The sequence below is a fragment of the Bacillus sp. SLBN-46 genome (assembly GCF_031453555.1).
Classification (GTDB): domain Bacteria; phylum Bacillota; class Bacilli; order Bacillales; family Cytobacillaceae; genus Neobacillus.
This window is the reverse complement of the sequence record NZ_JAVIZM010000001.1, coordinates 1255693-1279848: the sequence shown is the minus strand read 5'-3', so window position 1 is coordinate 1279848 and position 24156 is coordinate 1255693. Positions and strand designations below refer to the sequence as shown.

The window sequence follows — 24156 nt, the reverse complement described above, 5'->3', positions numbered from 1 at the left end:
TTTAAAAACTTCAAACATTTTTGTACGGTGGAAATGAATAAAATGCATAACTTTCGGGATTTCCGATTGATAATCATCTTTTTACAGTATGGGGTGTAGGGTATAAGTGGTACCAGAAGAATCCACACAAACACCTTAAGTGGTAAAATATCAATAAAAAAACAGTGATTACTCAAAATCACTGTTTTTTTATTATTTTAATTCACCAGAAGTAATGATCTGATTCCACTTTTCTCCTCCGTCTTTTGTTTCATAAAGAGAAGTATTAAAAGTTGAAACTGCTATTTGTTTCTCATCTTTTTGGTTTACAGAAATGGAGGAAGCAGCATCTTCACCTAAATCCAATCCAAGACTTGTCCAAGATTCACCATTATCTTGGCTAATCATTACACCAGAAATCGTATTATTTATAGAATAAGAAATGATATCTTTACCATTTGGCATAATGGTCATAGCAGTAATTAGCCGAGTATCATCAAAGACATCCCAATTTTCTCCGCCATCTTTTGAGATCAATACGCCATTTTCTGTTCCAGCTAATAGTGTGTTCTTATTTTCAGGAAGAACAAGCAACGAATAAACCTTATGGAGATCCTCAGGTAAACCCTTTGGTTCAACCTTTGACCACTTTTTCCCTCCATCTAAACTTTTATAAATTCCAGCACCGTATTGTCCAGTACCCATTTGATTGAATCCATAAATAACATTTGAATCATGGTGGTAGGAAGTTAGTATATGGAAATCAATTTTCCCGACATATTCAACTTCTTCCCAACTCAACCCTTTATCCTTACTTACTAAAACCCCCATAGGATTTGGGAGATCTGAATCAGTTCCAGGGTGTCCACTTGTAATCATCGTCCCATCAGACCCTACATGGAAACCCATAAAATCATCATTTGCCGATCCTACTTTATTCCATGTTTTCCCTACATTGTTTGTCGAGAATAGCCCTTCATGTGTTGCGACGTAGGTTGTTCCATCATTAAGAACACCCACTCCGTGGATATCATCAATTCTTTTCCCACTTTTTACTGATGTTATTTTTGACTCTTCTGATGAACCACAAGCAGATAGAATTAAACTTAACGATAATACTGATAATACGGCTATTTTCTTCATAACTTCTCCCCTTTAAATATGTCTTTTTAACTTTAGAAACAAATTAACATTTCATATGTAAGTAACTTTATCAAAAAAGTATCAAGAAATTGTGCAGTTTATATTATTGTCATGAATTGGTCAAATTATCTTTATCTAAAGAAATAGAACTTCAAAAAAAGAAGAACCACTTAGGTTTCTTCTTTTTTTGATATATTTGATTTAAAATTACCCAATTATTTATACTCTGTGCATCATAGGAAGTGAGAACAAATAAATATTAGTGATTGCTAGTACAATCATGAGTACATAGTATGGAAGCATAGCTTTAAATGCTGTCTTTTTACCCATTCTATACACAACGTAACAGGTACCCACCAATCCAATTAAGATTACGATATACTGAATCATTTGAACAGTTGGAGTGGAAGCGAGACTTAAACTTGCTGAATTTGCTTCGATTCCAAATAATCTAATAGAATTAAACCAGACTGCTTTTCCTTCGGTAAAGATGTGGAACAGGTTATGAGCCAAGTGACCCGCTAAATCTAACGGAATAATCGCATAACCAAAACGAGTAAAGTTCTTTTTGATGGTTCCTTCCATTCCAAGAAAAGATGCTAGTTTTGCAGTTCCTAATAATAATAGAATCGGTAATGCCATGGCAATGATAAAAGCTATTGTAAAATTAACATTATAGTTGGTCGTACGAGTAACTAATCCAATTGTACTTAAAATTTTCTGCCAAGGTTCAAGCATTGTGATATTTTGGACGAATACGATCCCCATAATAACAGCTGCTAGGGAGGCATGCTCAAGCTTCGGATTTTTTAAGCCCCATAATTCTTTTGTCGGAATTCTAGTTGTAATTTTCACTGAGTTGTTTGGACAGTTTTTCACACAGTTACCGCAAATATTACATTCTGCACTAGATTCCATTGTTCGTGGAAACTGGAACATTGGACAACCTTCCACGCCTTCCGTTCCTTTGTAGCAGGATTGTACTTTACATGTTTTACAAATATCAGGAGTTGCCTGTACTTTTAAAGCACCAGACCGCGAATAGTTTCCAGCAAGACCGCCAAGGAAACATAACGTTTTACAGAATGTTCTTCTTTCATAGAAAACAGAAGTCGCAACAACCATTGTTACAAGTAATAGTAATAAATAACCTGATCCCCGTGGTGACTCTACAATTCCCCATACGTGGTCACTGTAAGTGATCGCAATGAAGAATAAGTCAATGAGCCAAATCCCATATTTTCTTAAAAACTTCGGCATTGGCCTTTTACTGCCAACAAATTTACGAACAATATCACTTAATTTACCAAATGGACAGATGGCACACCAGAAGCGGCCGGTTACTAAAAATAGAATAGGAATGATTGGCCACCATAACACCCATGTCATGGTTGTACCAAAGTTTTTACTTGGGTCAACGGTACCCATCACTAATTCATAAACAATAACTGAAAATACAAAGATAACTATCCATTGAAAGATGCCAGGATACCATTTGCTATTAACAAACTTTTTCACGGCAGGTATTGTTAGAAGGTCAAAAGGTTCCTTTTCTGGTTTTAATTTTTTCTCAGGCATTGCCATTGTTTAATTCACCCTTCCTTCTAAACCACTTATTCCAAACACCGATTATGATAAATGACAGGTTTACAGCTCCATATGTTCCTAAAATCTTATAATTTGGAGGTGTTTCAACGACTGACTTATGATGATCATGACTCTCACCATTGCTTTCGCTTTCCATGTCCATTCCTTCCATATCGCTTCCACTGTCATGGTTCATACTCTCCATATCACTTCCACTGCTATGATCCATCCCTTCCATGTCGCTTCCACTGTCATGGTTCATTCCTTCCATATCACTTCCGCTGCCATGATCCATCCCTTCCATATCGCTTCCACTATCATGATTCATACTCTCATTTTCATTGCTTTTTCCGTTTTTGAAGTTTTCTGCTGCCTTTTTAATATTTTGGTCATGGGAATGACCTTCATCTGCAAGGGCTCTTATATCAAATGAGAAAATAAATGCTATTGCAAATAAAAAAAGAAATCCTCTTTTCAATTTTTCCACCTCCATAAGGTTAATTAAGCATTTTATGTTATACGTTTAATGTAATGGGCAAATTTGCAGTTTCCATGCATTTTTCATGGCTATAATATGGCAATTCGTTTAATCCTACTTTTGTTCATACTTTTGTAAAATATGACCTTTTTAATTGAACACCGAGTAGTCCTCCAACAATTTTTCCAAGTTTATCAGACTCTCCAGCGAAATATTTTTAAATATTTCTATTATTTATCAAGCTATATACGACATCTTGATAATATGGTAGTGTAATAGCATGGTAACGTGCTAAAGCAAATAACAATTATTATAAGGTGGTATTTTAATATGAAACGTTTAGCAACGATTGTTCTAGTCATAGCAGCAATGTTCTCTATTGTTACAGGCTGTTCTTCTAAATCAGCCGAGGGAAAAGAAAATAAAACGCTAGTCATTGGGATCGACGACAAATTCGCACCAATGGGCTTCAGAGATGAAAACAACAAAATTGTTGGATTTGATATCGACTTAGCGAAAGCAGCAACAGATAAGATGGGGAAAAAGGTGAAGTTCCAACCAATCGATTGGAGCACAAAAGAAGCAGAGTTAAGCAGTGGACGAATTGACCTTATTTGGAACGGTTACACTATTACAGATGAGCGTAAAAAGAAGGTTCTTTTCACGAAGCCATATTTAAAAAATGCACAAGTAGTTGTCACAAGAGCTGATTCGAACCTTTCTAAATTAGATGATCTAGAAGGCAAAGTTGTTGGTTTACAATCACTTTCTTCTGCAGCAGATGCATTAGACGCAGCACCAATCAAGTCTAAAATTAAAACAGTTACAGAGTTTGCTGACAATGTCCAAGCGTTAACTGACCTTAAGAGCGGTCGTTTAGATGCAGTCGTTATTGATGAAATTGTAATCAATTATTATATGACAAAAGAGCAAGAGGCATTTAAAGTTTTAGATGAATCTTTAGCTCCAGAAGAATATGGTATTGGTGTGAAAAAAGGAAATGAAGAATTATTGAAAAATCTTCAAAAAGCACTTGATGATATGAATGAAGATGGCACTGCCGCTCAAATATCCAAGAAATGGTTTGGCGAAGATAAAGTATTAAAATAACGAATATAAGGCAGAACAGGATTTCCTTTGGGAATCCCTGTTTTGTTTTTGGAGGAATTCCTATGTCATTCGATTATATAATTTCTATCCTAGGACCGATGTTGGAAGGGGCACAGATGACCGTCCTCTTGTTTTTCATCGCCATCGTAGTGTCCATTCCACTGGGGTTTCTATTAACACTGGGTGTTGGCAGCCGTTTTAAGCCTCTATCCCTAATCGCAGAGGCCTATATTTATGTCATGCGCGGTACACCGCTATTGCTCCAACTCCTATTTATCTGCTTTGGTTTACCTATGATTCCCGTTGTGGGTGAATACTTAGTGTTAGACCGCTTCGTTGCAGCTTGCCTAGGATTTATCTTGAACTACGCGGCCTATTTTGCTGAAATTTTCCGTGGGGGTCTGCTTGCTATTGATAAAGGTCAATATGAGGCATCTCAAGTTCTAGGATTAAATAAATGGCAGACATTGACAAAAGTCATTTTGCCCCAAATGTTCCGTATCGCCCTTCCCGCGGTGGCGAATGAATCTGTCACACTGGTAAAAGATACTGCGTTACTCTATGCCGTTGCTGTTCCTGAATTACTGCACTTTGCTCAAACAGCTGTAAACCGTGATTTTACCATTGTGCCATTCTTTGTGGCAGGTATCATTTATCTGATTATGACACTGATTTTAACGATGTTCTTTAAATGGCTGGAAAGACGGTTCAAATTTGAATAGGAAGGAGTGTATAAAATGGCTATTATAGAAATTACTAGTCTCAAAAAATCGTATGGCAATTTGGATGTATTAAAACAGATTAGCTTTAACGTGGAGAAAAATGATGTAGTTGCTGTGATTGGTCCTTCTGGTTCTGGAAAAAGCACGATGCTCCGCAGTTTGGTCAATCTCGAAAAAATAGACGGCGGAAGCATTGTTGTTGCGGGCAGTCATTTAGTGAAGGACGGTAAGTACGCAAACCCACAAGAAATGAAACAAATTAATGCTAAAATGGGAATGGTCTTTCAGCATTTTAACCTCTTTCCGCATCTGACAGTTACGGAAAATTTGGAACTTGCTCCAAGGATGTTAAAGAAGGAATCCACTGCGGCAATTCAAGAACGAAGTCGTGAATTACTAAAGAAAATCGGACTATCAGACCGTGCAACGGCTTATCCTGCAAAGCTTTCCGGCGGACAAAAACAAAGAGTAGCGATTGCCAGGGCTTTAATGATGGATCCTGAAATCCTTCTATTTGATGAGCCCACCTCTGCTTTGGATCCAGAGTTGACCGGAGAAGTGCTACAAGTCATGAAGGACCTTGCTCAAGAGCATATGACCATGATTGTTGTGACACATGAAATGGGATTCGCTAAAGAAGTGGCCAACCGAGTGATTTTCATGGATAATGGGGAAATTGTTGAATCTGGTTCTCCTGATGAATTATTTACAAACCCACAAAATGAACGGACAAAGGCATTTTTAAATCGCAGTTTAAAATAGACTTATAAGCTTACCAACCAAAGAGGCGCTCAAATTATTGAGCGCCTCTTAAAATTGCGAGGTAATACCAAGCTCCCCCAGTTTTCTGCCATCCAGTTGCTACTGAACCATTCTTATAATAAAACCATTGACTTCCTTTTTTAACCCAACCGTTTTTATCAGAAGCAAGAATTCTTTTTGCACCATAATATGCTCTGTTCCAATACGAATTGGATAGGGAATCTACTTTTACCCCATTACTGGCAGAGTGGACGAATTTATTTCCGCCAATATATATTCCAGCGTGTGAAGCCCCCGCCTTATAGGTTGTAAAAAATACCAAATCCCCTTCATGAAGGCTACTTTTTGAAATCACTTGTCCAACATTGTATATATCAGCAGCCGTTCGAGGAAGCGTAATTCCTACTTGCTTGTATACATATCCTAAATATCCAGAACAATCAAATCCACTAGGTGTAGTGCCGCCCCATCGGTATGGAACACCTATGTACTGAACGCCTAAATCTGAAACTTTTTCTCCTACTGATGAAGCCTCTGTTTTAATTATCCCACCTACGAAACCGCTAAGCAGTAATGAACAAGAAATTAATCCACTTATAATAAATTTCTTCATGTTTCCTCCGAGTCTATCAATCTTTTTATTAACTCTAGTATCTCATATATAGGGAGGACATAAATTTACAGATTATTTAAATTTTATTACAGGAATATTACATTGTTTGACTTAATCTGACGAAATTCTATCTAGTTCTACAATACTCTGTCGTTCCTTCTATCAGTCAACAGACCCCTTTTCAATTTATCATCTCATTTTAATATGCAGATACTATTGATTTTTTGTGAAAGATTATTGAAAAGTTATAAAAAATCCCTCTATATAGAGGGACTTTATGCTTATAATAGAGCAATTAATGAACCCCCAAATGCTCCAGTAACGACTATTACCCATGGTGGAAGCTTCCAATAAACCAACATACTAAACAAGACTGCAGCAAAAGCAAAGTCAATCGGAGCTAGAATGGAACTCGTCCAGATTGGCTGATAAAAGGCAGCAATCAGTATACCTACAACCGCTGCATTGACCCCCATAAATGCCCCTTTAATCTTTCGATTTTGGCGAAGCATATTCCAAAAAGGAAGTGCACCTAAAACCAGTAGGAATGCCGGTAAGAATATAGCGAAAGTAGCTAAGATGCCACCCTTCCAACCGTTGATCACTGCACCAATATAGGCAGCAAAGGTAAACAGCGGACCAGGGACAGCTTGTGCTGCTCCATAACCGCTTAGGAACTCTTCTTTTGTTAGCCACCCGGTCGGTACAAACTCTCTTTCAAGCAAAGGAAGAACCACGTGTCCTCCGCCAAACACAAGGGATCCCGAACGGTAAAAGCTGTCTAACAAAGCAACCCAATGAATAGAGGTTGCTTCCCTTGCGATTGGTAAAAGAATCAGCAGGCTGAAAAACAATACTAAGCAGATAATACCAAACCGCTTAGAAATAGGAAAAGCTAGCGTGGCATCGCCCTGCTCGATCTCATGCTTTTTATAAATCAATAATCCTGCCACACCAGATAAAATAATTAAACCAACCTGAGTGTAAGCTGTTTGCCACATTAACGTACCTACCAAGGCAAATAAAGCAATGGCTTTCCGATTGAGGTCAGGTGTTAGTTTTTGTGCCATTCCTAAAACAGCATGTGCTACTACTGCAACTGCCACGATTTTTAAACCATGAATCCAGCCGCTATCATTTATTTGCAACCCTTGGAGAATCATTGCAAAAAGAACTAAAGCTATGACAGAAGGTGCAGTAAAACCAAGAAACGCTAAAAGTCCTCCTAGAAAACCGCCGCGTAAGACACCGATTCCGATACCCACCTGGCTACTCGCTGGACCAGGTAAGAATTGACACAGGGCCACTAAATCAGCATAACTTTTTTCATCAATCCATTTCCTCTTTTGAACATATTCCTCATAAAAATAACCCAAGTGAGCGACAGGTCCTCCAAATGATGTTAAACCAAGCCTTGTCGAGACTAACAATATTTCAATCAATGACTTTCCCTTGTTTTGTGACACAACGTACAACCTCCAGTATTCATAAGAACAAAGCAATTAATAATATTTATTATACATTTAATACTACAAAAAAAAGAAGAACGTTTTGGCTCTTCTTCCTTTTACATTATTAAATTACCTAGCAAGATATTTAACCGCATAGGACGCCAATTGCACCCTGTTCTCCAGTCCTAACTTCTCTAATAAATTTTTTATATGGTTTTTCACCGTGTTCTCTGCAATAAACAGTTGCTCAGCAATTTGCTTATTAGTTAAACCCTCTGAGACCAACAAAAGTATCTCCTTTTCTCTTGGGGTTAGTAAGCTGATGGATGGAGCGTTTTGTGTATCCCGTTCCCGAAATTGATAGAGAAGCTTCCCCGCTAAATCCCTTGTCGCTTCATTTGATCCATCGACCATGGAATGAAGATACTGCAGCCAATCATCTGGGTCCATATTTTTCAATAAATAGCCCTGAGCCCCATATTGAATCGCTGTAAAAAGGTCTCCTACATTATCGGAAACACTAAGGATGATGACTTTTATAAAAGGGTATTTTTCCTTGATGATCTTTGTTGCAAACAGCCCATCTAACACAGGCATTTCAATATCGATTAATAAGAGATCAGGAAGATGTTCGTCGCACAATTCAATGGCTTCCTTCCCATTCTTCGCTTGTCCCACAACGGTAAACTGGCTTTCTTCTTCAAGAATAGACATGATTGCCTGGCGGGCGTGAGGATGATCGTCAGCAATTACCATTCTATATGGAACCATCATTTACCTCTCCCTTTTATCTTGATTTTCGTCCCTTTCTTGCTCTCCGAATGAATATCAATCACCGCATCAATTTTATGAACTCTCTCTTTTAACATCACGAGACCGTATTGATTGAATTTTACATCCTTTGGTGAAAAGCCAATTCCATCATCTTCAATAGACATTTCCCAACCGTCATTTGACGTATGGAGAGAAAGAGTAGCTATTTTGGCTTTCGAATGCTTTCTAATGTTGGTAAAGGTCTCTTGAATGATTCCAAATAACTGAACCTCTTCAGAGGGGGTGAAATACCCTTCCGCCATTTGAATCGAAACCTTCGTTTCAATTCCAGAGACCGTATTCCATTCATTCAACCAATGCTCGACTCTCTTTGGGAAAGAAATCATGTCTGTCGGGTTCATTCTTAGATTATAAATGGCCTGCCTTACATGAGAATCGATCGAGCCAACTAGTCCGTTCGCTTCGTTTATTTTTCCCTTTTTTAAATTCACCTTTAGCAAAAATAAAGTCTGGGCAATGTTATCATGTAATTCTTTGGCAAGTCTTTCTCTCTCTTCATAAATGGCCCGCATTTCCCTCTCATTTGCCAGCCTTTGATTTTTCTCTTCAATCACCTTAAACATCCATGTCGAGAATACGTAGGAAACTGCTAGTGTTAGCAGGATAATTAAATAGTTTCCAGTCGTCATCGACAGCTTGTGCAGGAGGGCATGATGTCGGATGAGTTCAAATCCACCGATCAAAAGAGGCGGTATTAAAATTGCCATAATTTTTAACGATCGATAGGACATCTTACCTCTCCTTTCCCATTTCTTATACCTCTATTAAAGCATAGTTTATCCTACACTTCTATTTGGCGATAACGACTTAACAAGTCCACCATAAAACGCTGAGGGTCAACATGATCATTCGTTATTGCCGCTATCATTTCTCCATTTTCCATAAAAATCACTTGGTCCCCCACTTCGGCGGCAACATCCATCATATGGGTGGAAAAAATTATCGTGGTTCCACTTTGCTTTATTTTTTTCAGCAAATTTATAAATACATTAATCCAATAAGGATCCAACCCATTTGTGGGTTCATCTAGAATAAGGACAGCAGGGTTTGCCAACCACGCCTGACCAAACAAAAGCCTTTGACGCATTCCCTTAGATAAATGCTTTATTCGTTCATTCCTTTTCACTTCTAACCCTAGGGTGAGGATCACTTCATCTACTAGGCTATCCGGCACCTTTCGAAAGTTTCCATAAAAGGTTAAAAACTCTTTAACGGTCATCGTTTCCTGAGCAAAAAATTCGTCGGGCATATAGCCAATTAACGACACATATTTCTTTCGATTTTTCATTAAGCTCACATTATTAATTGTAACCGTCCCTTCACCCGGTGAAGAAATTCCTGCAAGAATATGAAGCAGTGTGCTTTTTCCAGCTCCATTTCCACCACATAAAACAATGCATTCTCCCTCATTAGCGAGTAAGGAAAATGGTTGAAGGGCTACCTTCTTTTTAAACTCCTTCGATACACTTTGTATTTCAAGTCGACGCTTCATTGCATTCGCCTCCTTTTTAAGAAGAGAATGGCGAAGGTAAATAAGATTAATTGGTACATAAGCAAATACACCAATAGAATCAGCCATCCTGCGCCCGAGTGAAATAAGTGAACAATGGAATCGTAGGATTGACCAAATATCGCTCCGCCATTCCACTGGATAACTAGAAAGACGCGTAAAAACTCGGCGGGATTTAGAATAGTCGCCACCTTCATAAGTGGATCAATCATTGGGTATGGAAAGAGACCTAATATGGCAATAAGTGCAGTAGGCCAAATCATAATGAAAAAGAACCATATGGCAACAGATAACATTAAAGCCTTCCATCTTGTTTTGGCGATTGTTCCAAGCACAAGACCAAGGTTTAAAAACTCATAAATAAGGAGTAGAGCAAACAGAAAAATCCCCATCAACCATTGAATGGATAGCTGGATTCCTGATGTTAATCCAATCAGCATGCTTATTCCATAGCTCAGGCTAAATACAACCATTTGGGCCATCAGTAGGCCTGCAAATTTCCCAAAAAGATAGACAGAGATACTAACTGGATAAGTACAGAGAAGATCCCACTGTCCGTTCTCCATTTCATTAGCAATCGAAAAAGAACCAATGATCATCATAAATAACGGTAGTAAATATAGCAGAATATTCACAATGGTTCCGGTTGTATTGGTGAACTCCGATATACCCGTGTTCGTACGTTCTAGTAAAAACAACAGGGAAAAAACCAACACCCATAGAAATAGAAATGAATAGTAGGAGCGTTGCCTGGTCATTGTCTTCCATTCAGAAAACCATAAGTTTCTCATCGTTCGCTTCCTTTCAAGCAAAAAGACAATCCACAATGACTGTCTCTTTGCCCTAGTCTCGAATTCTATATTAGTGGCTGTCTTCAGAATGCTCCATATCCATTCCTTCTTTTCCACCATTCATTTTCATTTGCATCATTTTTTCTTTCATCTCTTTCACCATGTCTTCGTTTCTTTCCCATGAGTGATCAGAAAGTTTGTCATAGGTTAATAGCGTGCCCCCATTTTTGTTGATGAATGACTCTGCATTTTTTTTATCTGAAAAAGCGATCACGTTATAGGCCATTGGTGTTTTAATGGGCTTATCGTATACAAAAGAAGCCTTCTCTGGATCAATCCATTCCTTTGTTTGATAGTCCTTTACAAATGAGCTTGCTATTTGCTGATCCTTATTTTCTTCCATCCACTTGTACATGCAGCCAATATCATCAAAAACAATGGATTTTCCTTTTTCAAGGATGATTTCAGTAGAGAACTGATTATCTTTAACGGCCATATGACAGATTTCACACTTATCGGTTTTTTCGTTAATCGCAACTGGTTTGTTTTCTTCTTTTCCACAACCTGAGATTAGTAGTAAAGAAATGAGTGTTAATAAAGTCATTTTTATAAAATTGATTTTCATGCTTTTTTCCTCCCTAAATAGATAATGAATAGACTACTAGAAATCATGAACAGACTTAAAATCCACAAGAGTACGGTGTGTGGTTCTGTTCTGGTAGTTTGCCTACCTTCCATGTTCATGAGTGGTGCTTGATCCTTAACCAGTATACTATCAGGACTTTTTAACATTTTTTGCAACAGTACAAGTCCCGGGTGCTGAAAGAATAGCTGGTATGGTGGTGTTTCCTTTGCAAGATTTAGAAAATAAGGGTCGGCGCTATGCGAGAGATTACTCTTCCCATCTCCATCTGTATCGAGCTTCCATGCCGCATCCCAATAATTATTTTGTATAGTATTATCAGGTGCCTTTGTTGCCTGGATGTCATTCAGATTACTAACAAATAGATTATGCTCGATTACGTTGCTATTAATTTTATTGATTTGTGCGCCTACGAAATTAGCAATAAACTCATTGTTTTCCATTGTATTCTCGCTTGAATTTTCCATAAAAAGACCGACTCGATTATGTGAGATGTCATTGTCCTCAATGGTGGATTGGTGGACATCATAGAGCAGCAAGCCTTGCGCATTCACATTTTGATTATTTTCAATCAGCTGATTTTCTTTAATAATCGATTGATGGGTGCCCATAATCATAGCCCCTGAAAAGTTGCTTTTCGACACATTCCGAATAAGCGTGATATTGTCGGAAAACATCACGTGCATCCCGTACCTTGAGTTTTGAATGGTGTTGCCGATAAAGGTGTTATAATGACTGTTTTCCATGTAGAACCCGTCTTCGAAGTGGTTGATCTTTATTCCTTCGAACCTATTATGATGGGATTCCCAAAGGTCAAATCCATTTTTCTTCCCATTTCCTGAAAGGTTTATATAAAGGAAATTTGACTTTTCTACATTTTCCAACTGAATTCCTTGATGACTGGTCTGAATCTGTAGGTTCTCAAGTCGATGATTCATTCCGCTGATTTTGACCACGACTTTACCTTTATCCCTTTGACAGCTCTCTATTTTTAAGTCTTTAAGGGTTACATTTTTTCCTGTTATTGTTACTGTGGGTTTAGAGGAACAGGTTTTAATGACTGCTCCTTTTTCACCTTCTATGACAACAGGTTTATTGATGACAATGTCTTCCCGATAAGTTCCTGCCTCCAGCCTGACTGTACCACCTTCTGGGGCAGCATTAATTAGTGATTGAAGAGAAATTTGAGTTGTATTCCCCCTTCCTCCTACTAAACTAAACATCCCCGCAAATAACAGTAGTTTCACTAAAACTCTCATATCAATAGATTCCTTCCTGAGAAACATGGCCACGTTTTTCATAGTTTAAGAGAGTATTCGATATAACATGTTTTAAGGTACTTGATTAGAAAGGAATTTTCTATGACTCGGTAGGGCTATTTTTTACGCAAATTTGAACGCTCTGAGGCAACTCTTTATTCAAAAGAAGAACCAACCAATCCTATTGAATCGGATTGGTTGGTTCTTCGGTTAGGATTTCCTGTAAAGAGTGTCTCCGAATCGCTAATACGAGGTCTGCAAGGAAGTATAAGCCCACTGCCGACCAGATCCACCCCCAATAAGGAGCGACTGCCTCATATAATGAAGCGATAGCAGGGTGAACCCACTGCAAACCAATTAACGATAAGATCCCCCAGCAAATAGAAAAAGGTAAACAAATATGTCCATGAAGCTGCAGCGAAGTCCCCGAATAATCCCACCATTGTTTATGGAAAAGTTTTTGGAGTAATGCACCACTTACATACTCCACTAACGTTGGAATTGCTACACAGAGGAACAGAACAATCGCCCAATGTGTTTTTGGTGATATCAAATAGACCAAAAGGATTGGCGCAAAACCATACATCGGTTTAAAGGGTCCATATAAAAAATTCTCCTTGAAAAATATTTGTTTAGTGAAGAAGCTATAGCTATTTTCGAGCAGCCAGCCAATGAATGAATACACCGTGAAATAAAACACGATCCTCGCAGCTCCTTCGATACTAATCAACTCCAAATGTCTGAAATCCATATTATTTAAAAAGCTAAGACTCATGGCTAAACCACCTTTCATGTTTAAGAAATTCCCCCTATAGCTTTAGCCCCTCAGCTTCCATTTATTCAATAAATTACCTATGATAAGGTTAAAAAAATCACTTCAAATAATGAACGTGATGTTGATTATTTTACCTTAGGTTGAATATACTTTGTTTAGAACTGTACAGGGGGATTTTTATATGACGGATATAAAGAAAACGGATAAACGCATTGTACGGACGAAACGCTTGATTCGGGATGCTCTGACAGAATTAATGGAGGAAAAAGGATTTGAAGGACTCACTGTCCGTGATTTAACGGAAAAGGCGGATATTAACCGAGGAACTTTTTATCTGCATTATCAGGATAAATATGATTTGTTAGAGAAGAGTGAAGCGGAGATTTTAACCGAAATTGTGAAAATAACTCAACTGATCCAGCCAAAGGATATTTTGACCTTCAATCAAAATACCGCATTACCTTTTATCATTAAGCTTTTTGAACTATTTCATGAAAATTCAAGTTTTATGAAAGTAATCTTAGGACCAAAAGGGGACGCAAAATTTCAGGGAAAACTACGGGATATCATAAAAAAAACCTTCCTCCAAAATGTCATTTCCAAAATAAAAAAGGATGAAATGCTCGTACCAGCCGACTATCTTTTTTCTTACGTCAGCTCTGCCCATCTTGGTGTGATTCAGCATTGGTTAGAAACTGGAATGGAAAAAACACCACAGGAAATGGCCATGATCTTATCGCGAATAACCTTTTTAGGACCTGGACATGTGGCAGGAATTAACAAATAGGCTATTGTTTTTTTATATAAAATAAACACATTCCTCTTATTTGACAGATAATCAACACATTGTCGTTTATTGTTTATTGCTTCTATCTCTCCTCGTTGTAAAATAAAGACATACACGGTCAACATCCGAGGAGGAATGATTGATGAAATCAACCATAAAAGTGGAACAAGTCAGTAAAAGCTTTGGAAAAAAAACAGTTTTGAGCAATGTGAACCTAACGATTGAAAAAGGACAATTGTTTGGATTTATCGGCCCTTCTGGAGCTGGAAAAACGACACTCGTTAAAATGATCGTCGGAATGGAAAAAGCAGATACAGGTTCCATCCATGTATTAGATCAAAAAATGCCTAACCTTGCACTAATGCAGGAGATCGGTTATATGGCTCAATCCGATGCCTTATATGTAGACTTAACAGGTGAGGAAAACTTAAAGCTGTTTGCTTCCCTTTATAAGATAAAAAAGGCAGACCAGAAAAAGCGGATTGCCTACGTCTCTAGCCTAGTCAATCTGACAGACGACCTAAAGAAACGAGTAGCTGCCTATTCAGGGGGAATGAAACGAAGGCTATCCCTTGCCATTGCTTTAATTCAAGACCCGAAAATCTTAATCCTGGATGAACCCACTGTGGGAATCGATCCCGAATTAAAACTGTCTATTTGGAAGGAGTTCTTACGGTTAAAAGAGGAAGAGCAAAAAACGATTATCGTGACTACTCATGTCATGGATGAAGCAGAGAGATGCGATTATGTGGCAATGGTTCGAGATGGTCGAATTCTAACAAGCGGATCTCCTTCGGATTTGAAGGCGTCATATGAAACAGATAATTTTGATGAGGTATTCTTACGAGCGGGGGTAAGGCAATCATGAGAGTCATTGCGTTAATTAAAAGAATCTGTCAGCAAATGCTACGGGACAAACGGACTTTGGCTCTATTATTAGTTGCTCCCTTACTAATCTTAACCCTGATGTATTTTTTATTTAACGGGAGCACTGTTCAACCTAAATTAGGTGTAACTGGAGTAGATGATCAGCTTGTCAAAGTTCTAAAAGAGGCAAAAATAACGGTTAAATCTTATGAAAATGTCACAGGAAAAACGGTCGTTAAGGATGATCTTGATGGCTTCCTGGAACAAGACAATCGACAATTTAAGTTAACCTTACTAAATGATGATCCATCAGCAGCGAAGGGCTTACAAATGAAGGTGAACCAGGCGATAGCTGGACAGTCTCAGGCTAAATTGTTGCAACAAAACCCAGCAGCTGCAAAAATGATGCAAACCAACCTTGAAACAAAATACGTGTATGGTGATAAAGATACCATCTTTTTTGATGTCCTTAGCCCCATATTAGTTGGATTTTTCGTTTTCTTCTTTGTCTTTATTATTTCTGGTATTGGACTGTTGCGAGAACGCACCACCGGCACATTAGAACGGTTGATGTCCACTCCGATTCGCCGTTGGGAGATTGTCACAGCGTATTTAATCGGTTATGGTATTTTCGCTGTGATTCAAACGATTATTGTTGTCTTTTATTCTATTAATATTTTAGACATTGTGCTTGTCGGTTCGGTTTGGAATGTATTGCTGACTAATTTATTGCTGGCATTGGTTGCTTTGTCACTTGGTATCCTATTATCAACCTTTGCTGCATCAGAATTTCAAATGATGCAATTCATCCCGATTGCGGTCATTCCACAGGTGTTTTTTGCAGGGATATTTCCCATTGAAGGGATGGCCAACTGGCTGCAAGGCATTGCTAAAATTATGCCGATGTATTATGCCGGCGATGCATTAAAAGGTGTGATGTATAGAGGAGCTAGTATTAGCGATATCAGTAGTGACCTACTGGCGTTGGTCATTTTCGCCGCTATTTTCGTCGTCCTAAATATCTTTTCATTGAAGAAGTACCGAAAATTATAAGCAAAATTAAAGCCAAAGGAATGCAATCCTTTGGCTTTTTGTTAGCTTATTTTCTTCGAGACCAAATCACAACTGGGATAAGCAGGAGAGAAAGGAACCCGCCAGCCAATGAAAGTGTTCCGAAGCTTGTTTGTGCCATAATCATCCCGGATAAAGCTCCGCCTGATGCCCCCGATAATGCGATCAATACATCAACAGAACCCTGGGTTCTTGCACGTGTGGAAGGAGTGGTCGCATCTATGATAATGGCTGTCCCACTAATCAAGCCGAAGTTCCATCCAAGACCTAGAAGAGCAAGTGCAATGACAAGTCCAATCATAGAATCAGCAGGTACAATTGCCCCCATAATACCCGCAGCAAGTAACGTAGCTCCAGAAGCGATAGCCATCATCGTACGGCCAATTTTATCTACAAGAATTCCAGTGAGAAGAGATGGCAAGTACATAGCCGCAACATGAATGCCAATAACCATTCCTACTTGACCCAGCCCGTGTCCATGGTGTCTCATATGCACCGGTGTCATGGTCATAATAGCAATCATTACCATCTGCGTTAAGACCATGATCGTAGCTCCAACCATAATTCCACGATTATTGACACTTAAAGTATGTGGGTTGTTAACTACCGAATTGTCCGTTCCGTTTCTTTTTTCTGCTGCAATTGCCTGTGCCACTAGTAGAGGGTCAGGTCTTAGAAAAATGAGCAGTACTAGACCAGCGAAAATAAAGGCAGTAGCTGCTAGAATGAATGGGCCTGCTAACGCTGGCACTCCAATGGAAAGTGCAAATCTTCCCATGACCTGCACCATGTTTGGTCCAGCAACGGCTCCGAATGTGGTTGATACCATGGCGATACTCACAGCTGTTGCCCGTTGAGTGGAACTAGCTAAATCTGTCCCTGCATAGCGTGCCTGAAGATTGGTTGCCGTACCTGCACCATAGACGAATAGTGAGGCAAATAGCAGAAAAACATTATTTGTTACCGCAGAAAGGACAACACCGATCGCACCAATTCCGCCCGTCAAAAATCCTGCGGCTAGCCCGAACCGGCGTCCATACCGTTGAGAGAGTCTTCCTACAATCAAGGCAGCGACAGCAGAACCCAATGTAAATAAACCAGCTGGAAGTCCTGCAAAGCTATCTGTACCAAGCATATCCTGAGCAAGAAGTGCTCCGACGGTTATACCGGCAGCGAGTCCAGCACCACCAAAGATTTGTGAAAGGACGACGATCATTAACGTCCGTCTATATAATTGTTGTTGTTTTTCGGGAGAATCAAGATAAGGTTGTAACCAAGCAGCTCGATCTTCTAATGCTTTTCCTGCACCTTGCGACATTGTTTTAGCCGCCTTTCTATATTTATATCAAAATTAACATTTGTATACCCCCAACAGTATAACACAAGATAGAATACCTTAGCATTATAAAATGTATTAGTTGATGATACGAATTATTTCTCCTGCACCATCATGTAAAAAGGCCAAAGGATTCCGTCCTTTGGCTTTTCTACTTATATTTTATAATTATCCAATTTTCGCGTCATACTTATGCTCGTCTGGTACAAAGAGAATCCCCAGTTCATGGTGATCACCTTCGAATAGCGCACGTTGGACAAACCGAACTTCTCCATTTGAATCAAGGACATCAAGCTTACAATGGGCGCGGTTCTTCTGTAAAGCTTCATAGAAGGTCGCCTCATCTCGGACTTGAGCTCCATTTACTTTGGAAATAATCTCCCCAACTTTCAATCCCATTTTACTTGCTGGCGACTCAGGGATAATTCCTATAATCATCAAACCATTGTTCTTTTTTGAAAAGTAAAACGGAAGATTATCATCCTTCAAAACAGTCATTAACGTAATGATCTCCCGTCCAATCACAGCAATCGCAGCTATGACGATGGATGATAACGGGTACCAATAACCTAAAATCGATAAAATAGTAATGAAAACACCTAGAACACTGACTCTCCAACCATGAAGCTGTATCGCTTCTTTTGGAAGCATTCCTTTAATCTGCTGTTGAAAGCCTATGGCGAACGGAACTAGGATGATTGAGTATTCCTTTGCTCCTAGGTGAAATACTGGCCACCAGTCGAATGGCAGCTGAAGAGTGTCACCTGGAATAAGTAAGAATAATGGCAGCATCCATAGTCGCTTTACTTCATGAACGCCTACCCTTTGGCCCCGTTTGCTTATTGCTAGCTTAGGAGAGGTTCCCTTACTACCATTTTTAAAAATTAGAATCCCTTCAGCAATTAACAAGAGTCCCATAACGATTACAACAGATGGGTAAACCTTGTCACTAATAGAATGAAAAGCCTTTGAAAAAAGCGGGATAGACCAATTATTTTCAGCCATTAAAATGATGGTAAAAAATGCAGCACCTGCTGTATAGGCTGGCGACATGAGCCGGACATTTGTGGTTAGTGACCAAATGAATGTAAATCCAGCTATCAAAAGAATGGCCGCGAATGGTACGGTAATGCCTGTTGCAATAATGATCACGGATAGAACAAGACCCACTAACACTCCCGGCGGAAATAGCTGCCGCAGTTCAAAATAAGCATCATGTGCTCGAATATGGAAATTTTTCCGCTCACGTTTCACCCTCATTACGCCTAGTATTCCAGATAGGAAAACGAGATAGTATAAAACAGGATGAAGAAATAACTTGCCTGTTCCTTTAAGTAGTTCCACAAGCCATATTTGCACCAATTCCTGTCACCTGCCTCTATTAAAGTTTCTAGTAAATAAAAATCTCTTAACGATTATTTTACCAAATTACAGCCACAAAACATATTGCTAGTTTATTAAAAAAGTAAAAATGTCGTAACATTCTAGATTTTCGTTCAGATTCTCATAGGTTTATCGGCGGATTCCGCCAACTTTTGTAGGAATTCCGCACGAATTGGGGGAGTTTCCGCCAGCTTAATGACTATTTCCGCGGAAATTCCCAATTATTCCGCCAAACCTGACATTTATTCCGCTAGAACAAAAAAAACAGAGGCTAGAAGCCCCTGCTTAAATTATTTTGTGATTAACCGTAGTGCCATTTGTAGTTGCAAATCATTTTTCTCTTTTTTCATAGCTTTTACAGCTGCTTCTTCCAGCTTGGCTGCTGTTTTTTCATCAATTTTCCCTGTGGGTGGCAGGTCATTCTGCTGCTGGAAGCCTTTTATCGCCATATCCGTTTCTGGACTAAAATAGCCGTCTTTCCTGCCGGGAGCAAATCCCAATCCCGCTAATATTTCTTGAGCATTCTTTACCTGTTCATTGTTCATATCCTTTTCAAGGGGCTTATCCACTTGAATGGGATGGGTCGCAAAAATTGCTGGCTGTTTGATCACTACATCCGGTTTAATTCCTTTTTTATGAATCCAGTTTCCATCAGGAGTCAGCCATTTAAATAGAGTTAATTTAATGTTGCTTCCATCTCCCATTGGTACCGCCTGCTGAACCGTTCCTTTTCCAAAAGTAGTTTCTCCCACGAGCTGATAGCCTGCTGCCTCTTGCAAGGAGCCCGCCAATATTTCTGATGCAGAAGCACTTCCTTTATTCACAAGAACGACTACTGGATAATCCTTTTTCTTAGAAATAGTGGAGAAATACCGTTCTTTTTTTCCATTGCGCTGTTGAATTTGAACATATGGTTTATCCTTCGGTATAAACTCCTTCAAAATCTCACCGACACTGTCTAATAAACCACCCGGGTTGCCACGCACATCAATAATCAACCCATTAATATGGTCATTTTCTAATGCTTTTAATTCCTTTTTAAAATCCTGAGCCGTATTTTCGGAGAAGGACGTTAGCTCGATATAGCCCACCTTCTTACCATCATGCTTCTTTACAGAGGCATGGACAGTTTCAAGTGGAATTTCATCGCGCTTGACATCAATGGATAGTGGATCCTTTAACCCTTTTCTAGCAATCTCCAATGTGACGGATGTCCCCTTTTTTCCACGTATCTTTAATGTTGCTTTATTTAGATCTAGCCCTTCTACACTCTTCCCATCGACTTTTAAGATTTGATCATTTGGTTTGATGCCAGCTTTCTCAGCAGGAGAGTCTTTAAAAGGGGAAACAATCACAATTTTCCCATCTACCATTCCCACTTCTGCCCCAATTCCTTCAAAGGAGGATTCAAGCGTTTGTGTGAATTGCTGCGCTGTCTCTTTATCCATATAAACTGAATATGGATCCTTTAATACAGATAGCATCCCTTGAATGGCACCCTCAACTAGTTTTTCCTGGTCCACTTTTTCAACATAGCGGCTTAAAATTAAGTCATAGGCCTGTTGTACTTTTTCCAGGTCCTCAGTATTAACATTTGAATCTGCTTCAGGTTTTGTTGGAATCGCTTGCTCTTGTACAGGTACATCTACCTTTTGATCTAAGAGTTGCATTCCAGCGTAGGTGCCGCCTGCTCCTGTAAGCAGCGAAACCGTCATTAATAAGGCAATCCATTTACGATTCATCCCAATCCTCCTCAAGTAAGTATGCCTGTCCTTTCTAATTTTCTATAAAGGCCCAAAAATCCTGCCCGATTATTAACATATATGTTTGATTAGGACGAGATATGATAAGAAAAGCGGAAGCGACCGTTTAGCGGCGTATGGACTAGACCGCGCCGACTGAGATAAAGGAAACACGAAGAGCGGAGCGATTCGATGTTGACTTATCGTAGGGAGGTGAGGGATAGTCCACTAGACGCTGGTCGCTGGAGCTAGACAGTAATCAAAGTTAATGGAAAGTCTCTCTTTTATATATAAAAAAGGAAGAAGCACGAGGCTTCTTCCTTTTCCTTTATGGCAGTGGCACTATTCCAACTGGACTAATCGCATAACGCTTGTCCTGTGTCCACGGCCCTTTATGAAGTTCAAAGTGTAAATGCTGTCCTCTTGATGCACCTGTATTACCCATTACACCAATTTGTTGGCCTTTTTTCACAACTGCTCCGTTTCCAGCAATCCGTGATGACATATGTGCATAGACAGTTGTATATACTTGTCCATTAATGGAGTGGGAGATGAATATACAGTTACCATAACTGCTAGAATAGTAGGATTTAATAACTACACCGTCTGCTGCAGCTAAGATTGGTACCTTTGTTCTATTGGCAATATCAACACCAAAGTGCATCTCTGATCCACGGCCTCCGAATCCTGAACTTAATACCCCCACCGCTGGCTGTGTCCAGTATCCACTTGATACACCTGGCGTTGCTCCAGAACTAGCGCCACCGCCACTGCTTGAGCTTCCAGTACTAGAAGAAGATTGCTTTGCTTGAGCTGCTGCTCTAGCTTGGGCCTCTTGCTCCAACTTGATTGCTTTTTGAATGGCAGCCTCTTGTGATGCAAGGATTTGCTCCTGCTCTTTTAAGTCCATCATGTGTTCTTGCTCTTCTTGTTCTTGTGTGACAAGAGTAGCTAATAATCTATCTTTTTCTGCCTTTTGGGTAGCTAATTGACGATTTAATGTTTCTAAGTCTGCAACCATCTTTTCCAAACTAGCAAGATCTTTTTTTACCTGAGCCTGCTTTTCCTCAAGCTCCTTTCTGTCAGCCTCTTGCTTTCTAATTATGTCCTGATCGGCCTGCATAATGGTTGCTACCGCATTTGCCCGATCAATAAAATCGCTGAAGCTTGAAGAACCCATTAACACATCAAGGTAATTAACCAAGCCACCAGTCTCTTGGTAGCTTCGAGCTCGTTCCTTCAATAGTTCGTTACGAGCTTTAATCCGTTCCTTTAGAACCTCTGTTTCTTTTTGAAGCTTAGTAATTTCAGCCTTTGTTTCTTCAATCTTGGCGGTTTTTTCATTTATTTTATTAGTCGCGTCTTCAATCGCATAATCGATGCGTTTCATTTCAGTTTTAACATCTACTTGCTGATCTTTTATTGAATTGATTTTATCGTTTGCTGCATTCATATCTGACTTTACATCAGAACGTTGGTCTTGAATTTTATTTTGTTCACCTTTTAGCTTGGAGATTGATTCCGCTTCAGTTTTAGTAGAAAAACCTCCGAACGTGGTTCCAAACCCGACCAGTACAGCAACGGTCAGCGTCATCATTGATTTTCTCATTTCCGCATACTTCCCTCCATCTCTTTTTATGTAAATCTTTATCTATGTTTGAACTCTAGCAAATAGGAAGGGCCTGGCGTTCGGCCCTTCCTGAAAAAGACTACACTTTCAAGAACTTTCTTACGGACATTACACTGCCCCATACCCCAATTAAAGCTCCCATTAACATCAAAATACCGGAAACCTGGTAAACAAACGGGTCAACTGGCAGGATTTTAATGAAGGTTCCTGCAAGCTTTGGGCCAATATAATCATATGCACGGTAGTACGCAATGGAAATGAGGATAATTGGCAAAATCGAGCCCATAATACCAAGCCATAAACCTTCTAGTAAAAACGGCCAGCGGATAAAGGAGTTCGTTGCTCCAACTAATCTCATAATCTTAATTTCTCTTCTTCTAGCAATAATAGTTATTTTAATAGTATTAGAGATTAAGAATATTGCAGTAAAGAACAAGCCTATAATTAAGACAATTCCTACGTTACGGCTCGCCTTGATAAATTTAAATAACTTTTCAACCTTACCTTGCCCGTATTTTACCTTAGCAACAAAGTTTACTTTTTCTATTTTCTTAGCGACTTTCATTGTATCAGTCGGTTTTTTCGTTTTTACGATAAATACATCGTTTAGTGGATTATCTTGTTCAAAAAGCTTAAAGGCTTTTCCATCCTCACCTAAGCTTTTCACAAGGTTATCTAATTCCTTCGTTTTAGGTGAAAATTTTACACTTTTCACTTCGGGAATTCTTTCAATCTCACTTTTCAAAGCTTGCTGATCTTGTTTATTTGCAGCAAAATCGATGTGAACGCGAATTTCCACGTCCTGTTCAATGGTTTGTGCCACTCTATTTAGATTCATCATAATAACGAAAAAGACACCGACTAAAATCAAAGTAACTGTAACTGCACTTACGGATGCAAAGGTCATCCATCCATTTCTAGATATACTTTTTAAACTTTCTCGGGCATGACGGCCAACAGTTCTAATTTTCATAACCGTACTCCCCTCTTTGCTCATCACGTGCAATTTTCCCGCTTTCTATGGCAATAACGCGATGCTTTAGTGTATTTACGATTTCTCTGTTATGAGTTGCCATAACAATCGTTGTTCCTCTGGCATTAATTTCTTCAAAGATGTTCATGATTTCCCATGATGTTTCAGGGTCAAGGTTACCTGTAGGCTCATCCGCAATCACTATTTTAGGTGAGTTGACGATCGAGCGTGCAATAGAGACACGTTGCTGTTCTCCACCAGAAAGCTCGCCAGGAAGCATCTTAATTTTATGCTTAAGACCCACAAGGTCAAGAACTTCCATGACACGTTTTCTAATAACCTTTGGCTGCGCCTCAATTACTTCAAGTGCAAAGGCAACATTCTCATAGACTGTTAGATTTTGAAGTAGTTTAAAGTCTTGGAAGACAACGCCTAGATTTCTCCTGAATAAAGGAACCTTCTTCATTTTCAGCTTGGCTAGATTGACGCCATTAATCATAATAGTCCCAGTAGTAGGGGTCTCTTCTCGATACATCATTTTAATAAAAGTGGATTTCCCAGCACCACTTGGTCCGACAACATAAACAAATTCGCCCTGATTAATTCTGACGTCAATCCCGTTAATGGCGGTAACACCATTCGGGTACTTTTTATATACTTCTTGTAGTTCTATCATTGTTATCACCTATAGTTAAAGATTTCATCAAAAA

Annotated in this window: 24 protein-coding genes; 6 read left to right on the top strand and 18 right to left on the bottom strand. The window is 39.1% G+C overall.

The window, feature by feature from the left end; all coding sequences use genetic code 11:
* Positions 1-192: 192 nt before the first annotated feature.
* The 3 genes from QFZ87_RS06420 to QFZ87_RS06410 form a co-directional block, all read right to left on the bottom strand.
* Positions 193-1122 (bottom strand): F510_1955 family glycosylhydrolase, encoded by a 930-nt coding sequence (locus tag QFZ87_RS06420; protein WP_309859261.1) that lies wholly within the window; start codon positions 1120-1122, stop codon positions 193-195.
* Between the two features lie 219 nt (positions 1123-1341).
* On the bottom strand, positions 1342-2700 hold the full coding sequence (locus tag QFZ87_RS06415) for a 4Fe-4S binding protein (protein WP_309859259.1): 1359 nt from the start codon (positions 2698-2700) through the stop codon (positions 1342-1344).
* Positions 2693-3187, bottom strand: coding sequence for a hypothetical protein (locus QFZ87_RS06410; protein ID WP_309859255.1), 495 nt, complete (start codon positions 3185-3187; stop codon positions 2693-2695). The genes QFZ87_RS06415 and QFZ87_RS06410 overlap by 8 nt, the downstream gene beginning before the upstream one ends.
* Positions 3188-3517: 330 nt before the next feature.
* Here QFZ87_RS06410 and QFZ87_RS06405 point away from each other — a divergent pair, with 330 nt between their 5' ends.
* The 3 genes from QFZ87_RS06405 to QFZ87_RS06395 all read left to right on the top strand — a co-directional run bounded on the left by QFZ87_RS06405 (position 3518) and on the right by QFZ87_RS06395 (position 5781).
* On the top strand, positions 3518-4297 hold the full coding sequence (locus QFZ87_RS06405) for an amino acid ABC transporter substrate-binding protein (protein ID WP_309859252.1): 780 nt from the start codon (positions 3518-3520) through the stop codon (positions 4295-4297).
* Between the two features lie 62 nt (positions 4298-4359).
* Positions 4360-5019 (top strand): amino acid ABC transporter permease, encoded by a 660-nt coding sequence (locus QFZ87_RS06400; protein ID WP_309859251.1) that lies wholly within the window; start codon positions 4360-4362, stop codon positions 5017-5019.
* Between the two features lie 15 nt (positions 5020-5034).
* Positions 5035-5781 (top strand): amino acid ABC transporter ATP-binding protein, encoded by a 747-nt coding sequence (locus tag QFZ87_RS06395; protein WP_309859248.1) that lies wholly within the window; start codon positions 5035-5037, stop codon positions 5779-5781.
* 34 nt (positions 5782-5815) lie between these two features.
* Here the strand turns inward: QFZ87_RS06395 and QFZ87_RS06390 are convergent, their stop codons facing one another.
* From QFZ87_RS06390 to QFZ87_RS06350, 9 genes are all read right to left on the bottom strand, one after another.
* Entirely contained in the window at positions 5816-6394 is a 579-nt protein-coding gene (locus tag QFZ87_RS06390) for a C40 family peptidase (protein WP_309859245.1), read from the bottom strand.
* Positions 6395-6675: 281 nt separating this feature from the next.
* Complete coding sequence (chrA, locus tag QFZ87_RS06385; RefSeq protein WP_309859243.1) at positions 6676-7860, bottom strand: chromate efflux transporter; 1185 nt, start codon at positions 7858-7860, stop codon at positions 6676-6678.
* Positions 7861-7974: 114 nt separating this feature from the next.
* On the bottom strand, positions 7975-8616 hold the full coding sequence (locus QFZ87_RS06380; protein ID WP_309867673.1) for a response regulator: 642 nt from the start codon (positions 8614-8616) through the stop codon (positions 7975-7977).
* Positions 8616-9386: a sensor histidine kinase gene (locus tag QFZ87_RS06375; RefSeq protein ID WP_309859241.1), complete on the bottom strand. Its 771-nt coding sequence runs from the start codon at positions 9384-9386 to the stop codon at positions 8616-8618. The genes QFZ87_RS06380 and QFZ87_RS06375 overlap by 1 nt, the downstream gene beginning before the upstream one ends.
* A 74-nt stretch (positions 9387-9460) precedes the next feature.
* The gene (locus tag QFZ87_RS06370) at positions 9461-10171 is read right to left on the bottom strand and encodes an ABC transporter ATP-binding protein (protein ID WP_309859240.1); all 711 of its coding nucleotides are present in this window, start codon (positions 10169-10171) and stop codon (positions 9461-9463) included.
* A complete protein-coding gene (locus QFZ87_RS06365; protein ID WP_309859237.1) occupies positions 10168-10980 on the bottom strand; it encodes an ABC transporter permease in 813 nt (270 codons plus the stop codon). The genes QFZ87_RS06370 and QFZ87_RS06365 overlap by 4 nt, the downstream gene beginning before the upstream one ends.
* Positions 10981-11050: 70 nt before the next feature.
* Positions 11051-11605: a nitrous oxide reductase accessory protein NosL gene (locus QFZ87_RS06360; protein WP_309859234.1), complete on the bottom strand. Its 555-nt coding sequence runs from the start codon at positions 11603-11605 to the stop codon at positions 11051-11053.
* Positions 11602-12882: a right-handed parallel beta-helix repeat-containing protein gene (locus QFZ87_RS06355; protein WP_309859231.1), complete on the bottom strand. Its 1281-nt coding sequence runs from the start codon at positions 12880-12882 to the stop codon at positions 11602-11604. The genes QFZ87_RS06360 and QFZ87_RS06355 overlap by 4 nt, the downstream gene beginning before the upstream one ends.
* 181 nt (positions 12883-13063) lie before the next feature.
* Positions 13064-13657, bottom strand: coding sequence for a putative ABC transporter permease (locus tag QFZ87_RS06350; RefSeq protein ID WP_309859228.1), 594 nt, complete (start codon positions 13655-13657; stop codon positions 13064-13066).
* 181 nt (positions 13658-13838) lie between these two features.
* Here QFZ87_RS06350 and QFZ87_RS06345 point away from each other — a divergent pair, with 181 nt between their 5' ends.
* The 3 genes from QFZ87_RS06345 to QFZ87_RS06335 all read left to right on the top strand — a co-directional run bounded on the left by QFZ87_RS06345 (position 13839) and on the right by QFZ87_RS06335 (position 16364).
* A complete protein-coding gene (locus tag QFZ87_RS06345) occupies positions 13839-14444 on the top strand; it encodes a TetR/AcrR family transcriptional regulator (protein ID WP_309859224.1) in 606 nt (201 codons plus the stop codon).
* A gap of 142 nt (positions 14445-14586) precedes the next feature.
* Positions 14587-15312 (top strand): ABC transporter ATP-binding protein, encoded by a 726-nt coding sequence (locus tag QFZ87_RS06340; RefSeq protein WP_309859221.1) that lies wholly within the window; start codon positions 14587-14589, stop codon positions 15310-15312.
* Positions 15309-16364, top strand: coding sequence for an ABC transporter permease (locus tag QFZ87_RS06335; RefSeq protein ID WP_309859218.1), 1056 nt, complete (start codon positions 15309-15311; stop codon positions 16362-16364). Before QFZ87_RS06340 ends, QFZ87_RS06335 begins: the two co-directional genes overlap by 4 nt.
* Positions 16365-16410: 46 nt before the next feature.
* Here the strand turns inward: QFZ87_RS06335 and QFZ87_RS06330 are convergent, their stop codons facing one another.
* The 6 genes from QFZ87_RS06330 to ftsE all read right to left on the bottom strand — a co-directional run bounded on the left by QFZ87_RS06330 (position 16411) and on the right by ftsE (position 24122).
* Positions 16411-17700: an MFS transporter gene (locus tag QFZ87_RS06330; RefSeq protein ID WP_309859215.1), complete on the bottom strand. Its 1290-nt coding sequence runs from the start codon at positions 17698-17700 to the stop codon at positions 16411-16413.
* Between the two features lie 186 nt (positions 17701-17886).
* Positions 17887-19080, bottom strand: coding sequence for a PDZ domain-containing protein (locus QFZ87_RS06325; protein ID WP_309859212.1), 1194 nt, complete (start codon positions 19078-19080; stop codon positions 17887-17889).
* A 311-nt stretch (positions 19081-19391) separates the two neighbouring features.
* Positions 19392-20843 (bottom strand): S41 family peptidase, encoded by a 1452-nt coding sequence (locus QFZ87_RS06320; RefSeq protein WP_309859210.1) that lies wholly within the window; start codon positions 20841-20843, stop codon positions 19392-19394.
* A 328-nt stretch (positions 20844-21171) separates the two neighbouring features.
* Positions 21172-22452: a murein hydrolase activator EnvC family protein gene (locus QFZ87_RS06315; RefSeq protein ID WP_309859207.1), complete on the bottom strand. Its 1281-nt coding sequence runs from the start codon at positions 22450-22452 to the stop codon at positions 21172-21174.
* A gap of 100 nt (positions 22453-22552) precedes the next feature.
* A complete protein-coding gene (gene ftsX, locus QFZ87_RS06310) occupies positions 22553-23446 on the bottom strand; it encodes a permease-like cell division protein FtsX (RefSeq protein ID WP_309859204.1) in 894 nt (297 codons plus the stop codon).
* Complete coding sequence (gene ftsE / locus QFZ87_RS06305; protein WP_309859202.1) at positions 23436-24122, bottom strand: cell division ATP-binding protein FtsE; 687 nt, start codon at positions 24120-24122, stop codon at positions 23436-23438. The genes ftsX and ftsE overlap by 11 nt, the downstream gene beginning before the upstream one ends.
* Positions 24123-24156 lie beyond the last annotated feature (34 nt).